The sequence below is a fragment of the Pseudomonas sp. GV105 genome (assembly GCF_003058185.1).
GTDB lineage: Bacteria > Pseudomonadota > Gammaproteobacteria > Pseudomonadales > Pseudomonadaceae > Aquipseudomonas > Aquipseudomonas veronii.
The window spans coordinates 784,672-798,422 of the sequence record NZ_QBUF01000001.1 but is presented as its reverse complement, the minus strand read 5'-3'; the positions used below and the strand labels follow the sequence as shown (position 1 = coordinate 798,422).

At 61.7% G+C, this 13,751-nt stretch carries 11 protein-coding genes; 6 read left to right on the top strand and 5 right to left on the bottom strand.

Translation table 11 applies throughout. The annotated features are described in order from the left end of the window. Positions 1-43 precede the first annotated feature (43 nt). Together C8K66_RS03435 and C8K66_RS03430 are read left to right on the top strand one after the other, a co-directional pair. A complete protein-coding gene (locus C8K66_RS03435; RefSeq protein ID WP_057004649.1) occupies positions 44-1,321 on the top strand; it encodes a serine/threonine transporter in 1,278 nt (425 codons plus the stop codon). 143 nt (positions 1,322-1,464) lie between these two features. After that, positions 1,465-3,117, top strand: a complete 1,653-nt coding sequence (locus C8K66_RS03430; protein WP_046383647.1) for a SulP family inorganic anion transporter — start codon at positions 1,465-1,467, stop codon at positions 3,115-3,117. A gap of 50 nt (positions 3,118-3,167) precedes the next feature. Here C8K66_RS03430 and acnB read toward each other — a convergent pair whose 3' ends face one another. Next, positions 3,168-5,768 carry a bifunctional aconitate hydratase 2/2-methylisocitrate dehydratase gene (gene acnB / locus C8K66_RS03425; protein ID WP_017846468.1) on the bottom strand — a complete coding sequence of 867 codons (2,601 nt, stop codon included), beginning with the start codon at positions 5,766-5,768 and terminating at the stop codon, positions 3,168-3,170. 396 nt (positions 5,769-6,164) lie between these two features. Between acnB and C8K66_RS03420 the strand changes: the two genes are divergently transcribed. Beyond that, positions 6,165-6,635, top strand: a complete 471-nt coding sequence (locus C8K66_RS03420; RefSeq protein ID WP_017846467.1) for a DUF1289 domain-containing protein — start codon at positions 6,165-6,167, stop codon at positions 6,633-6,635. 3 nt (positions 6,636-6,638) lie between these two features. On the opposite strand, the gene C8K66_RS03415 is transcribed toward C8K66_RS03420, so the two are convergent. Then, positions 6,639-7,502: a universal stress protein gene (locus tag C8K66_RS03415; protein ID WP_108524246.1), complete on the bottom strand. Its 864-nt coding sequence runs from the start codon at positions 7,500-7,502 to the stop codon at positions 6,639-6,641. Positions 7,503-7,651: 149 nt separating this feature from the next. Between C8K66_RS03415 and C8K66_RS03410 the strand changes: the two genes are divergently transcribed. The 3 genes from C8K66_RS03410 (at position 7,652) to C8K66_RS03400 (ending at position 10,408) form a co-directional block, all read left to right on the top strand. Next, on the top strand, positions 7,652-8,254 hold the full coding sequence (locus tag C8K66_RS03410) for a tRNA-(ms[2]io[6]A)-hydroxylase (RefSeq protein WP_017846465.1): 603 nt from the start codon (positions 7,652-7,654) through the stop codon (positions 8,252-8,254). A 171-nt stretch (positions 8,255-8,425) separates the two neighbouring features. Next, positions 8,426-9,133, top strand: coding sequence for a winged helix-turn-helix domain-containing protein (locus C8K66_RS03405; RefSeq protein WP_017846464.1), 708 nt, complete (start codon positions 8,426-8,428; stop codon positions 9,131-9,133). Next, positions 9,134-10,408, top strand: a complete 1,275-nt coding sequence (locus C8K66_RS03400) for an ATP-binding protein (protein WP_079444012.1) — start codon at positions 9,134-9,136, stop codon at positions 10,406-10,408. It begins immediately after the preceding gene. 110 nt (positions 10,409-10,518) lie between these two features. Here the strand turns inward: C8K66_RS03400 and C8K66_RS03395 are convergent, their stop codons facing one another. The 3 genes from C8K66_RS03395 to C8K66_RS03385 form a co-directional block, all read right to left on the bottom strand. Further along, a complete protein-coding gene (locus C8K66_RS03395; RefSeq protein ID WP_079444011.1) occupies positions 10,519-11,310 on the bottom strand; it encodes a MipA/OmpV family protein in 792 nt (263 codons plus the stop codon). 18 nt (positions 11,311-11,328) lie between these two features. Then, positions 11,329-13,152, bottom strand: a complete 1,824-nt coding sequence (locus C8K66_RS03390) for a serine hydrolase (protein ID WP_108524245.1) — start codon at positions 13,150-13,152, stop codon at positions 11,329-11,331. 94 nt (positions 13,153-13,246) lie between these two features. After that, entirely contained in the window at positions 13,247-13,735 is a 489-nt protein-coding gene (locus tag C8K66_RS03385) for a GFA family protein (RefSeq protein ID WP_108524244.1), read from the bottom strand. Positions 13,736-13,751: the final 16 nt, after the last annotated feature.

Sequence of the window (13,751 nt, the reverse complement as noted above, 5' to 3'; positions counted from 1 at the left end):
TTTCTGACTCGTGCCGGCTGTGGAAATGCGGAGATCCGACCGGATGAATGATCAGGCCAATAGCGTCGACGAACGCTATGTCACGACACCTGTAATCCTTACAAGCTGGAGTCGTCAGGACACCACCTGGATGCTTGGCTTGTTTGGCACGGCGATTGGTGCCGGCACTTTGTTTCTACCTATCAACGCTGGCCTCGGCGGCTTCTGGCCGCTGGTGATCCTGGCGCTGCTGGCCTTCCCGATGACGTTCTTTGCCCACCGTGGCCTGACGCGTTTCGTGCTGTCCGGCCGTGAAGGTTCCGACATCACCGACGTGGTCGAAGAGCACTTCGGCGTCAAGGCCGGCGCGCTGATCACCTTGCTGTACTTCCTGGCGATTTTCCCGATCCTGCTGATCTACAGCGTGGCGCTGACCAATACCGTCGGCAGCTTCATGGAGCACCAGTTGCACATCATGCCGCCGCCACGGGCGATCCTGGCCTTTGTGCTGATCCTCGGCCTGCTGGCCGTGGTGCGTTGTGGGGAACAGGCGATCGTCAAGGCCATGAGCCTGATGGTGTACCCGTTCATCGTCGCCTTGCTGTTCCTGGCGGTGTACCTGATCCCGCACTGGAACGGTGGCATCCTCAGCACCGCCAACGTGGTGCCGGCACCTTCGGCGTTGCTCAACACCTTGTGGCTGGCGATTCCGGTGATGGTGTTCTCGTTCAACCATTCGCCGATCATCTCGGCCTTTGCGGTGGACCAGAAGCGCCAGTACGGCGCGCATGCCGATGAGCGCAGTTCGCAGATCCTGTCGCGCGCGCACCTGTTGATGGTGGCGATGGTGCTGTTCTTCGTGTTCAGTTGCGTGCTGACCCTGTCGCCGGCGCAACTGGCTGAAGCGAAAGCACAGAACCTGTCGATCCTGTCGTACCTGGCCAACCACTTCGACAACCGGACCATCGCCTTCGCCGCGCCGCTGATTGCGTTCGTGGCGATTGCCAAGTCGTTCCTGGGCCATTACATCGGCGCCAGTGAAGGCCTCAAGGGCCTGGTCGCGAAAACCGGCCGGCGTCCGGCACCGAAGACCCTGGACCGCATGACCGCCGCCTTCATGTTGGTGGTGTGCTGGATCGTCGCCACGCTCAATCCGAGCATCCTTCGCATGATCGAGACATTGGGCGGGCCGATCATTGCGTCGATCCTGTTCCTGATGCCGATGTACGCGATCCGCAAGGTGCCGGCGATGGCCAAGTACCGCGGGCAGGCGTCCAACGTGTTTGTCACGGCGGTCGGCCTGGTGGCGATTACTGCGCTGATTTACTCGCTGCTCTCCTGACCGCACGCTGCACCGAACAGGGCCGATTCGCACGCGTGGCGAGTCGGCCTTTTTTTCGCTCGGAAAACCTGACGCGGCGCAACCGCCGCGCGGCAATGGGCGCTAAGCTGGAACACATTTTTAGCCAGGATGGATGGGGCCGATTGAAAACTGAAACCGATACGCCCGTTGTCGTTGCGTCGAAGCGAACCCAGGACATAATTGCCGGCTTATCGATTGCCGGTTTGCTGTTGCCGGAGGCGGTGGCCTATTCCAGCATTGCCGCGCTCCCGCCCCAGGCCGGTGTGATTGCCTTGTTTGCCGGGCTGGTGTGCTACGGCCTGTTCGGCACCAGCCGTTTCGCGATCGTCTCGGCGACTTCGTCGTCGGCAGCGGTGTTGGCGGCGGCAACGGCCAGCCTGGCGGGGGATGACCCGGCGCTGAGGCTGTCCCTGGCCTTCGGGCTGGTGCTGATCATTGGCGTGTTTTTTCTGCTGGCCGGGCTGTTCAAGCTCGGTGGCGTCACTTCGTTTATTGCCAAGCCGGTGTTGCGTGGGTTTGCCTTCGGCCTGGCGCTGACCATCATCCTCAAGCAACTGGCCAGTGTGGTGGGCGTCCACCTGACCGATAACAACCTGATCCGCTTCCTGCCGCAGTTGCTGGAGCAGCTGCCGCACTGGAACTGGCCCGCCGCGCTGGTGGCTGCGGTGGCCTTGTTGGTGTTGTGGTTATGCGCCCGCGTTCCGCGCCTGCCCGGCGGGCTGGTGGTGATCGTGCTCGGCGTTATTGCCGGCCAGGGCCTGAACCTGCAGGCCCACGGCGTCGCGCTGATCGGCCTGATCGACCTGCGCCTGGAGCTGGGGCATTTGCCGGTACTGCCGTTTGCCGATTGGCTGCGCCTGGGCGAGTTGGCGTTTGCGTTGGTCATGATTTTGTACGCTGAGTCCTACGGGTCCATCAGTTCGTTCGCTCTCAAGCACGGCGACCGGGTGTCGTCCAACCGCGACTTGCTGGCGCTGGGCGCGGCCAACCTGGTGTCTGGGTTGTTCCACGGCATGCCGACGGGCGCCGGGTATTCGGCGACCTCGGCGAATGAGGCGGCTGGCGCCTATTCGCGTTTGGCGGGGATCGTCGCGGCGCTGGTGATCCTGGTGATTGTGTTGACGGTGCTGCCGTATGTTGCGCTCACGCCGGAGCCGGTGTTGGCGGCGGTGGTCATCTATGCCCTGGGCCGGGGTTTGAGCCTGCAGCCCCTGGGGCGTTACTTCCTGTGGCGACGCGACCGTTTGCTGGTGGTGTGTGCGGTGGCGGCGGTGCTGGTGCTCGGCGTGCTGGATGGCTTGTTGTTGTCGGTCGGGATCAGCGTGGTGTTGATGTTGCGCCAGATGTCGGCGGCGGATATCCAGGTGCTTGGGCGCCTGGGCGACACTCATGACTTCGTGGACCGTCAACACCATGCCGATGCGCTGACCGTTCCCGGCGTGTTGATCATACGGCCAAGCGAGGCGCTGTTTTTTGCGAATGCCGAGCGCATCCTCGGCGCCGCCCTGCGCCTGATGCGTCAGTCATCCGCGCAGACGGTGGTGTTGAGCCTGGAAGAATCCCCCGACCTCGACGGCACCAGCGTCGAAGCGCTGGCCGCCTTTTTTGCCCAGGTGCGCGGGGAGGGCAAGCAACTGGTGCTGGCGCGGGTGCGCCATGACGCCCATGAAGTCTTGCAGGCGCTGCCCGAGGCCCAGGCGCCCGAGGTGTTGCTCAGCGGCTTGAGCGTCGATGGTGCGGTGCAACTGGCGTTGCACAGCCATCCCCAGGCATAAAAAACGCCGCGTATCTTGCGATACGCGGCGTCCTTTACATCAACACACCCTTAGGCTTGCAGCACCGGGATGTTGGCGTTTGCAGCGCTTTCACGGAACTCGGCGATCTGATCGAAACTCAGGTAGCGATACACATCGCTGGCCATGGTGTTGATCTTCGCGGCGTATTCCATGTACTCCTCGACGGTCGGCAGGCGACCCAGGATCGAAGCCACCGACGCCAGCTCGGCCGAAGCCAGGTAGACGTTGGCGCCATCGCCCAGACGGTTCGGGAAGTTACGGGTCGAAGTCGACACGACGGTCGAATTCGGTTCTACACGTGCCTGGTTACCCATGCACAGCGAGCAGCCCGGCATTTCCATGCGCGCGCCAGCCTTGCCGTAGATGCCGTAGTAGCCTTCTTCGGTCAGTTGGTGAGCGTCCATCTTGGTCGGCGGCGACAGCCACAGACGGGTTGGCAGCTGACCCTTGACCTGATCCAGCAGTTTACCGGCAGCGCGGAAGTGACCGATGTTGGTCATGCACGAACCGATGAACACTTCGTCGATCTTCTCGCCAGCAACGCTGGACAGCAGACGGGCGTCGTCCGGGTCGTTTGGCGCGCAGAGCACAGGCTCCTTGATGTCGGCCAGGTCGATCTCGATGATTTCGGCGTATTCCGCGTCGGCATCGGCCACCATCAGCTCCGGGTTGGCAACCCAGGCTTCCATCGCTTGGGCGCGACGTTCCAGGGTACGTGCATCGCCGTAGCCTTCGCCGATCATCCAGCGCAGCAGGGTGATGTTGGAGTTCAGGTACTCGGTGATCGACTCTTTCGACAGCTTGATGGTGCAACCGGCAGCCGAACGTTCAGCCGAGGCGTCGGACAGCTCGAAAGCTTGTTCGATGCTCAGGTTGTCCAGGCCTTCGATTTCCAGGATGCGGCCGGAGAAGGCGTTCTTCTTGCCTTTCTTCTCTACGGTCAGCAGGCCAGCCTGGATCGCGTAGTAAGGAATGGCATGAACCAGGTCACGCAGGGTGATGCCAGGTTGCATTTTGCCTTTGAAGCGCACCAGGATCGATTCCGGCATGTCCAGTGGCATCACGCCAGTGGCTGCGGCGAACGCTACCAGGCCGGAACCGGCCGGGAACGAAATGCCCATCGGGAAACGGGTGTGGGAGTCACCACCGGTACCGACGGTGTCCGGCAGCAGCATGCGGTTCAGCCAGCTGTGGATGATGCCGTCGCCTGGGCGCAGCGACACGCCGCCACGGGTCATGATGAAGTCAGGCAGGGTGTGGTGGGTGGTTACGTCGATCGGCTTAGGATACGCCGCGGTGTGGCAGAAAGACTGCATCACCAGATCGGTCGAGAAGCCCAGGCATGCCAGGTCTTTCAGTTCGTCACGGGTCATAGGACCGGTGGTGTCCTGGGAACCCACGGTGGTCATCTTAGGCTCGCAGTAGGTGCCTGGACGAACGCCAGTCACGCCGCATGCCTTGCCGACCATCTTCTGCGCCAGGGTGAAACCCTTGGTGCTTTCGGCCGGAGCTTCCGGCTTCTTGAACAGGTCGGACGGTGGCAGACCCAGTTCGGCACGCGCCTTCTCGGTCAGGCCACGGCCGATGATCAGCGGGATACGGCCGCCGGCACGGACTTCGTCCAACAGCACCGGGGTCTTCATTTCGAAGGTGGTCAGGACTTCATCGGTACCGTGCTTGCAGACTTTGCCAGCATGCGGGTACAGGTCGATCACGTCGCCCATGTTCATGTTGGTGACGTCGAATTCGATCGGCAGTGCGCCAGCATCTTCCATGGTGTTGTAGAAGATCGGAGCGATCTTGCTGCCGAAGCAGAAACCACCGGCGCGCTTGTTCGGCACGTAAGGAACGTCGTCGCCGAAGAACCACAGTACGGAGTTGGTTGCCGATTTACGCGACGAACCGGTACCGACCACGTCACCGACGTAGGCGATCGGGAAGCCTTGGCCGCGCATTTCTTCGATCTGCTTCATCGGGCCGGTCTTGCCTTGCTCGTCCGGCACGATGCCGTCGCGAGCCATTTTCAGCATGGCCAGGGCGTGCAGCGGGATGTCAGGGCGGGACCAGGCGTCCGGCGCAGGCGACAGGTCGTCGGTGTTGGTTTCGCCGGAAACCTTGAACACGCGCAGGCTGATCTTGTCGGCCAGGGTCGGACGGTTCTTGAACCACTCGCCGTCGGCCCAGGACTGGATCACGGCCTTGGCGTGTGCGTTGCCGGCCTTGGCTTTTTCAGCCACGTCGTGGAACGCATCGAACATCAGCAGGGTGTGCTTGAGTTGAGCGGCGGCAACAGGCGCCAGTTCGGCGTTGTCGAGCAGCTCGACCAGGGTCACGATGTTGTAGCCGCCTTGCATGGTGCCAAGCAGTTCAACGGCGCGTTTCTTGTCGATCAGGGGAGAAGTGGCTTCGCCCTTGGCCAGGGCAGACAGGAAACCGGCTTTGACGTAGGCAGCTTCGTCAACGCCTGGTGGAATGCGGTTGGTGATCAGGTCAACGAGGAATTCTTCTTCGCCAGCCGGGGGATTTTTCAGCAGCTCGACCAGGCCTGCGGTTTGTTCGGCATTAAGCGGCTGGGGAACAATACCCAGGGCTGCACGCTCTTCGATATGTTTGCGGTAGGCTTCAAGCACAGTTATTACCCTCATCAGTGGTCCCACGGGACGCTCATCCAGAAATGAACGGCACGCATGCGCTCGGGGGCTTTTTGGGCCCCAAAGCCAGCGCTGCCGACATTCCTCACAGAAGCTGCTTTCAAAGTTTTACGCCTGCAGAACGGAGCTGATGAGGGTTGGCGCTGGCTTGACCTGCCGGGTCATTGACCATCGCCAACACCGTTCTGAAGGAACGACTGTGCTCGTGACGCTTTGAAAACAGCTTCCAGCGGATTATTGGCGCCTTATAAGGCCGGATGATTCTACGGCAAAAAAAATCTAAACGTAAGTTGCCAAGCCAAGTTTGCTGGGTGATCAACCTTAGACAAAGGGCTAACATGGCGCCCTGTTTCGCTGATTTGCGTGTTGCCGCCCATGTCCAACCAAGCCATCAAGACCCCCTGCGTAGGCCTGTGCTCCACGGTTTACGGTGACCTCGTGTGTCGCGGCTGCAAGCGTTTCCACCACGAAGTAATCCAGTGGAACGGCTATAACGAAGAAGAAAAACGTGCGGTGTGGCTGCGGCTCGAGCAATTGTTGGTGCAGGTCATGGCCGGCAAGCTGGAGGTTTTCGACCCCAAGACCCTGCGCAGCCAGCTGGAGCAACGCAAGATCCGCTTTGTGCCGCACCAGTCCGAGTACTGCTGGGCCTACCAGTTGATCGCCCGCGGGGCACGGGTGATTTCCAACCTGGAGGCCTATGGCATGGTGCTGCTGCCGGAGTTCCGCGAGTGGAACCTGCCGCAGCTGCGCGATGCCATCGACCGTGAGTTTTTCATCCTGTCCGAGGCGCACTACCAGCGCTATATTGCGCCGGGGTTTCTCAAGGATGTGTTGGGCGCCTGACGATCAGGCTTTGTTGGCCAGCTTTTCCAGTTGATCCGTCAGTGCCTCGGGCTTGAGCACCAACACATCGCTTTCCAGCGCATCGAGCACCACTTCCGCCGTATTGCCGATCAGCGCGCCGGTCAGCCCGGTGCGTGCCACGGTGCCGATGATCGTCACTGCGGCTTTCAAGGTGTAGGCGGCATGGGGAATCAGCACATCCGCCGGGCCTTCTTCGATATGCAGGTGGGCGTCGTCGATATCGAACGTGGCCTGGAATGCCTTGCACTGCTCGCGATAACGTGCCTCGATGGTTTCCTTGAGCTGAAACACCGGGTCGCCGGCCGAGAGCATTGGCGATGGATGGGCGCTGATGACATGCAGTGACGCCTTGGCCAGGCTGGCGATGTCGAAGCCGTAGTCGATGATCATGTGGTGCAGCGCGCGATGCTCGGTGTCGGTATTGCCTACATCGATGGCGGCGAGAATGACGCCGCCGCTCCATGGGGTTGCTGTCTTGACCAGCAGCACCGGCACCGGGCAGTAGCGCAACAGCTTCCAGTCGGCCGGGGTCAGCAGCGCCTTTTTCAGCGGGCTGTCGGGGTAGTGCTGTTTGATCACCAGGCCACAGCCTTCGGCCAGCTGCACCTCGATGATGGTTTCATACAGGCTGGTATTCCACGCCTGTTCGGTGGTGACGCTGTAGCCGTCTTCGGTCAGGCCGGACTTGAGCAGGCTCAACAGCGCCGAATGCTCATGTTTCTTGTCGCACACCAGCAGGTGCAGGCGCGCGCCGGTAGTCCCGGCGATCAGTTTGGCGCGTTTGAGGGCCAGGCTTTCCGAATGCTCGGGCTCAAGGACCACCAGGATGCTGCGGATGGCTTGCATGGTCGGGACTCTCCAGAAAGGGGGCGTTGAACAACTATAGTTGCTGCCCGCCAGACGTCATGTTGATGCACATCAAGGCCAGTGGCTGGTGGTCTGCGGCGCGGTCGGTATAATCGGCGACCTTTTGTGATCCTTTGCCCGTGAGCCCGATGAACCTGCCCGAAATCCACGAATTCCTCGGTTGCCCCACCCCTGACGCCTGGGTCCAGGCCGCGTTGGCCGATCAGGAAACCCTGCTGATCGACCACAAGAACTGCGAATTCAAGGCCGCCAGCACTGCCTTGAGCCTGATCGCTAAGTATCATAGCCATGTTGACTTGATCAATATGATGTCGCGCCTGGCCCGGGAAGAGCTGGTCCATCACGAACAGGTCATGCGCCTGATGAAGAAGCGCAAGGTCGCGCTGCGTCAGTTGCACGCCGGGCGTTATGCCTCGGGCTTGCGCAAGGTGGTGCGCAGCCACGAGCCGGTCAAACTGGTGGACACCCTGGTGGTCGGCGCCTTTATCGAGGCGCGCAGTTGCGAGCGTTTCGAGGCGCTGGTGCCACATTTGGACGAAGAACTCGGCAAGTTCTACTTCGGCCTGCTCAAAAGCGAGGCGCGGCACTACCAGGGTTACTTGAAACTGGCTTATCAGTATGGCGAGGCCAAGGATATTGCCCAGGTGATCGAACGGGTGAGGGCGGCCGAGCAGGAACTGATCGAGTCCCCTGACGTCGAGTTCCGCTTTCACAGTGGCGTGCCAGCCTGAGGCGACGGCTGCGCATACAACGCCCGGCGACGGCGTTAAAAATTGCAGGCTATTTGTTAAAAACTCTTAAAAGCATGAAGCTTCATCGCGTGTAGCCGGTCAAGCGCTGCCGGCGGGCAACTTGCCACCTATAATGCGCGCACTTCAATCCGCGTTGTGCACTGAGAACTTATGGAAAACCTGGGGCTGGGCAAGGTATTGCTCGTTGAGGACGATGAGAAGCTGGCAGGGCTGATCGCGCACTTTCTGGCACAGCACGGTTTTGAGGTACGGGCGGTGCATCGCGGCGATGCGGCCTTGGCGGCCTTTCTTGACTTCAAGCCCAAGATTGTCGTGCTCGACCTGATGCTGCCGGGCCAGAGCGGCTTGCATGTGTGTCGCGCGATTCGCGCGGTGTCCGACACGCCGATCGTGATCCTCACCGCCAAGGAAGACGACCTGGACCACATTCTCGGCCTGGAGTCCGGCGCCGACGACTATGTGATCAAACCGATCAAACCGCCGGTGCTGCTGGCCCGCCTGCGAGCGTTGCAACGGCGCCAGGCGCCGGAGCCGACGGTGCGCGGCGCCATCGAGTTCGGGCGCCTGGTCATTGACCGCAGTTGCCGGGTGGTCAGCCTGGGCGGCGAGAAGATCGACCTCACCACCATGGAGTTCGAACTGTTGTGGTTGCTGGCCAGCAGCGCCGGCAAGATCCTCTCGCGCGATGACATCCTCAACCGCATGCGTGGCATCGCCTTTGATGGCCTGAACCGCAGCGTCGACGTGTACATCAGCAAACTGCGCGGCAAGCTCAACGATAACCCCCGTGAACCGGTGTGCATCAAGACCATCTGGGGCAAGGGCTATCTGTTCAATCCGTTTGCGTGGGAGGTCTAGATGCTGCGCCTGTTTCTACGCTTGTATGTGATTCTGGCCCTGGGCCTGGCGGGAGCGATCTGGCTGGTCAACTACACGTTCGACGAGTTGCTGCCCGACGCTAACGAAACGTATAGCCGCGAGATCCTGCGCGGCCCCGCCTATGGTCTGGTCGAACAACTGCGGCCGCTGCTCGGCGAAGCGCGGCAAGCCCGCTTGGCTGAGTTGCAACGCCATTATGGGCTGCACCTGAAGCTGATTGAAAAGGACGCTCTGGCGCTGACCGAGCGTGAACAAAAACTCCTGACCGACGGCTCGCTGTTGGTGCGTGGTGACTTTAGCGAGTTCATCACTCCTATCGACGGAGGCGCGCAGTTGCTGGAAATCAAACTGCCGCAAGAACCCAAGATATACCTCTGGGCCTATGTTCTTCTCGGGCTGTGCCTGGCTATCGTGCTGTATTTTTGGGTGCGCCCGCATTGGCGCGACCTGGAGCATATCCGCCTGGCCGCCCAGCGCTTCGGCGATAACGACCTCGGCTCACGCATCCTGTTGCCGCGTCGCTCCACCGTGCGCGAATTGGCCGGGCACTTCAACCAGATGGCCGAACGCATCGAGAGCCTGATAGCCAACCAGCGTGAGTTGACCAACGCGGTCTCCCACGAACTGCGCACGCCCATCGCACGCTTGTCGTTCGAACTCGACCAGCTCAAACAACAGGCCGATCCCCGGCAGTGCCTTGCACTGATCACCGACATGTACGCCGACCTTGGCGAGTTGGAGGAAATGGTCTCTGAGTTGTTGACCTACGCCAGCCTGGAGCGCGGCGCCACCCAGGTCACGCAGGAAAATATCGAGGCCCACAGCTGGCTCGACAGTGTGATCGGCAGCGTGGCCCTGGAGGCCGAGGCGGAAGGCGTGCAGTTGTCCTTGCGTACCTGTGAAGTCGACTTTATCCAGATCGAACCGCGCTTCATGGCACGTGCGGTGATCAACCTGCTGCGCAACGCCATTCGTTACGCCGAGCGCCGCGTGGAAGTGTCGCTGGTCAAGTTCGGCAGTGGTTATGAAGTGCGGGTGTGCGATGACGGCCCCGGCATCCCCGAGGAAGGCCGGGCGAAGATCTTCCAGCCGTTCATCCGCCTCGACGCCAGCCGCGACCGCCGCACCGGCGGCTTCGGCCTCGGCCTGGCGCTGGTGCAGCGGGTTTGCCAATGGCATGGCGGGCAGGTCCAGGTATTCGATTCGGAGTGGGGCGGGGCGTCGTTTCGGATGAGTTGGGCGTATACCGAATAAGGCTTTTTGGGGGGGCAACGGTTAAAAAACCGGAGACCGCTGTGCAGTCAACCGCAGCAAGCGCCCTCGCCACGGTTGGCTCCTTCTGTCGTTTCAATCGGGTTGTCGGATCAGAAGCTGTACTTCAGCGAGCCCATCACCGATGTCTGCAACCGCCGCTCCACGATCGGGCTGTTGCCCGCTTCATTCGCCAGGTACTGCACATCCAGCAAGGTCGAGAACTGGGTGTGCTCACTGATCGGCACGCTCCATGTCAGGCTCATGCCGTTGCTGATATTGCCCCCGTCCGCGTTGTAGGCCTTGAAGCGGCTCTGTGCCGCCTGGCCGGTGGTCACGCCGTACCAGGTCTGCAGGTAGTCACGGTCTCCAAAGTGGCTGCTGAGGCTGGCGTCGATCACGCCATAGCGCCCGTCATACAGGTTGGTGCCAACGCTCAGTTCCAGATGGGTAAATGCCTTGCCGCTGTCTTTGTGATCATCTTCCTTGAGTGCATGTTCCAAGGTGGCGCCGACAATCACGCCGCCCAAGTTATAGCTGGCACTCACGCCCAATTGCGTGCGTGATTTGATTTCGCCCATGCCCTTGAGCCGTTTCGAGCCGGCGCGCAGGCGTTCGTTTTTGTCCATGCGTGAGGCGCTCGCGCCGACGTATGCGCTGAAGCTCAGGGCATCGTCTTTATAACGCCAGCCCAGGCCCTTGTCGGAGTCGAGGAAAATCCCCCAGGGGCTGACGATGGCGCCGCCGAGCAGCGGTTCGGTCCTGCGTTCATCGCTGCCGCTATACCGGGGCATGCTGGCTACGCCGGCTTTCAAGCTGTATGCCCAGTCCTGTGCCAGCACCGTGTCGGCGCCTGCCAACAGGCACACTGAGGTGATGGACAGGCAAAGGTGTTTCGAGCGCATAAGGAGGTTCATCCGTGGTTATAAAATCAAGGGTTTACGAGGCGCGTGCGTGCGTTTGAAGGCGTAGCCCGAGGCACTGAGGCCGTTGACCTGGCGGCTGACGGTGTCGCCCAGGCCATAGCCGTTGCCGGCAAGCACGGCATGGGCGTTGTCCACGGGCAGCAGGATGTAATCGGTCAGCGGCTTGTCGTGCAGTTGGCCGCGAATCACCAGGAAGCCTTCTTCCAGGCGCACGCTGATGCCGCTGAGTGGCGCGTCGGGTTCGTGGGTGCTGAGCACTTGATAGGTGCCGACGGTGTCGGCCCAGGCCAGTGGCAGGGACGGTGGGTCGATGCGTTCGCCCACGGCCACCCGCTGGCCGTGACTGCGCGCGGTGAGTATCTGCCGGCCTTGCACCGTCACCACGTCCAGTTGCACGCGGCCCAACCCGCCGAGATCCTTGAGCCAGAACCCCAGGACTTTTTGCTGCGCGCGCAACCAGCCGTCTTCATCGCGCAGCAGTTCGAAGGTGTATCCGGCCAACTCGCCGGACAATCGCGTAGGGGTATCCCTGATCCTGAATACGCCCCAGGCCGTGGCGTAGAAGCCGGCCAGGCGCTTACGGTCGATGGCGGCGGGCACCTGGCGCAACTTGCCCCCGTGCTTGGGCGCCTGGCAGTCGTCGGCGCATACCGGCGCGCCGGTTTGCGCCTGGAGCATCAGGCGCAGGGTGTCGGAGCTCAGCGCGACCACCATGTCTTCGGCGTTGCTGTCGTTGGCCATGATGATCACTGCCAACTGCTGGTCCGGCAGCACTGTCACCTGCGCGGCAAAATCGTCGCCCCCGCCGCTGTGCTGGAACGTGCGTATGCCGGGGCTGACCGGCTTGTCGCCACAGGGCGAGAGAAACCAGCCCAGGCCCATCTGGCAGTCGAAGTCCAGCACGTTGCCGATATTTTGTTGGGTAAACATCTGCTCGATGGAGGCGCGGTCCATTACGCGGGTGTCGTTGTAGAGGCCTTGGGCGAACAGCATCTGTACGTAGCGGCTGAGGTCCTTGGGGCTGGTCCACAAGCCGCTGGCGGCGAGGTCGCGCACCTGGGCATCGGTGCTGGCGCTGCCGTCCTGATAGCCGAGCGCGCGGTGGGCCACGTGTGCGCCGACGCCGACAAAACTCGATTGGTTCATCTTCAACGGTTTGAACAGGCTGTTTTGCAACTGGGTCTCGAATGCCTTGCCGCTACTGCGTTCGATAGCCGCGCCCACCAGCGCATAGCCGAGATTCGAGTAGGCCACCTGCGAACCCGGCGGGGTGCTCAGCCACACGCCCGACATACGCATTGGCATCTGGCCCATGGCGAAGGTGTTGCGCAGGCCGCGCAGGTGTTCGCTGGGCAAGCCCGACTGATGACTGAGCAAGCGGCGCAGGGTGATGGCGCGGTCGGCGTCGGCCTGCTCGTCATGGAAGCGCGAGCGCACATAGAACTCGCGCAAGGTTTGCTGGATCGGTGCGTCAAGCGCCAGTTGCTGTTGTTCCACCAGCTGCAGCGCGGCGGCGGCGGTGAGGAGCTTGGAGATCGCGCCAGCGCGAAACGCCGTATTCGGCGTCACCGGTACGCCCCGGGCCTTGTCGGCCACGCCGAAACCACTGGCCCAGATCAGCTCCTGGCCATTGACCAGGGCGATGGACAGCCCGGGCACCTGCTCCCGGGCCATCTCCCACGGAATGCGGGTTTGTAGATAGCGAATGATCGCGTTGTAGTCGCCCTTGGGGATCGGCGGCGGGGCAGGCGGTTGGCCATGGCAACCGATACTGCCGAGCAGGCAGCCCAGCAGCGGAATACCGCGCAATGTGCGAAACATGAAGAGCACCCAGATGGCTGTTTGGATGCTCGAATGCTAGGGAAGGGCTGTCCGACAATCTTTGCAAGCTTTGTCGGAAAACTGTCAAAGACTGTTAACGCACCAACCCCAACCGCTCATGCCACTGCGCGATCGATTCCTGCGGGTATTCATCGAACTGCAGGTCGCCCTTGCGCACGCTGACTTCGACCCAGGGCGCCTTGGAACCGAGCATCAGGTGCGTGTGCTGCGGCGGCACCGGCAACGGTGTGTCGATGGCCGAGGCAAACGGATGGATCAACTCCGGCCATTGCGGGCTGAACAGCCATAGCGCGCTGCCACATAGTGAACAGAAATGCCGCTCGGCGCTGCTGGCATGGGCGCGGCTGGCGCCTTCGGGCTTGAGCTTGGCGTGATAGATCGAGATCAGCTTGCGCCCGCGCACTTTCAGGCTGTTGCTGTCGCCCGCGAGGTTGATCGCGTAACCGCCGCCACCCTGGGTCTTGCGGCAAATCGAGCAATAGCAGCGTTGGTAAGGGTAGGGGTGGGCGCTGGTCAGGCTGAACGTCACAGCGCCGCAATGGCAGGAACCTTCGAGTTGCATGGGCAGTCTCCTCTGG

Coding starts and splice junctions, on each gene's coding strand:
- C8K66_RS03435 (WP_057004649.1), top strand. CDS start 44: ATGAATGATCAGGCCAATAGCGTCGACGAACGCTATGTCACGACACCT.
- C8K66_RS03420 (WP_017846467.1), top strand. CDS start 6,165: ATGTCCAACCAAGCCATCAAGACCCCCTGCGTAGGCCTGTGCTCCACG.
- C8K66_RS03415 (WP_108524246.1), bottom strand. CDS start 7,502: ATGCAAGCCATCCGCAGCATCCTGGTGGTCCTTGAGCCCGAGCATTCG.
- C8K66_RS03410 (WP_017846465.1), top strand. CDS start 7,652: ATGAACCTGCCCGAAATCCACGAATTCCTCGGTTGCCCCACCCCTGAC.
- C8K66_RS03405 (WP_017846464.1), top strand. CDS start 8,426: ATGGAAAACCTGGGGCTGGGCAAGGTATTGCTCGTTGAGGACGATGAG.
- C8K66_RS03400 (WP_079444012.1), top strand. CDS start 9,134: ATGCTGCGCCTGTTTCTACGCTTGTATGTGATTCTGGCCCTGGGCCTG.
- C8K66_RS03395 (WP_079444011.1), bottom strand. CDS start 11,310: ATGCGCTCGAAACACCTTTGCCTGTCCATCACCTCAGTGTGCCTGTTG.
- C8K66_RS03390 (WP_108524245.1), bottom strand. CDS start 13,152: ATGTTTCGCACATTGCGCGGTATTCCGCTGCTGGGCTGCCTGCTCGGC.
- C8K66_RS03385 (WP_108524244.1), bottom strand. CDS start 13,735: ATGCAACTCGAAGGTTCCTGCCATTGCGGCGCTGTGACGTTCAGCCTG.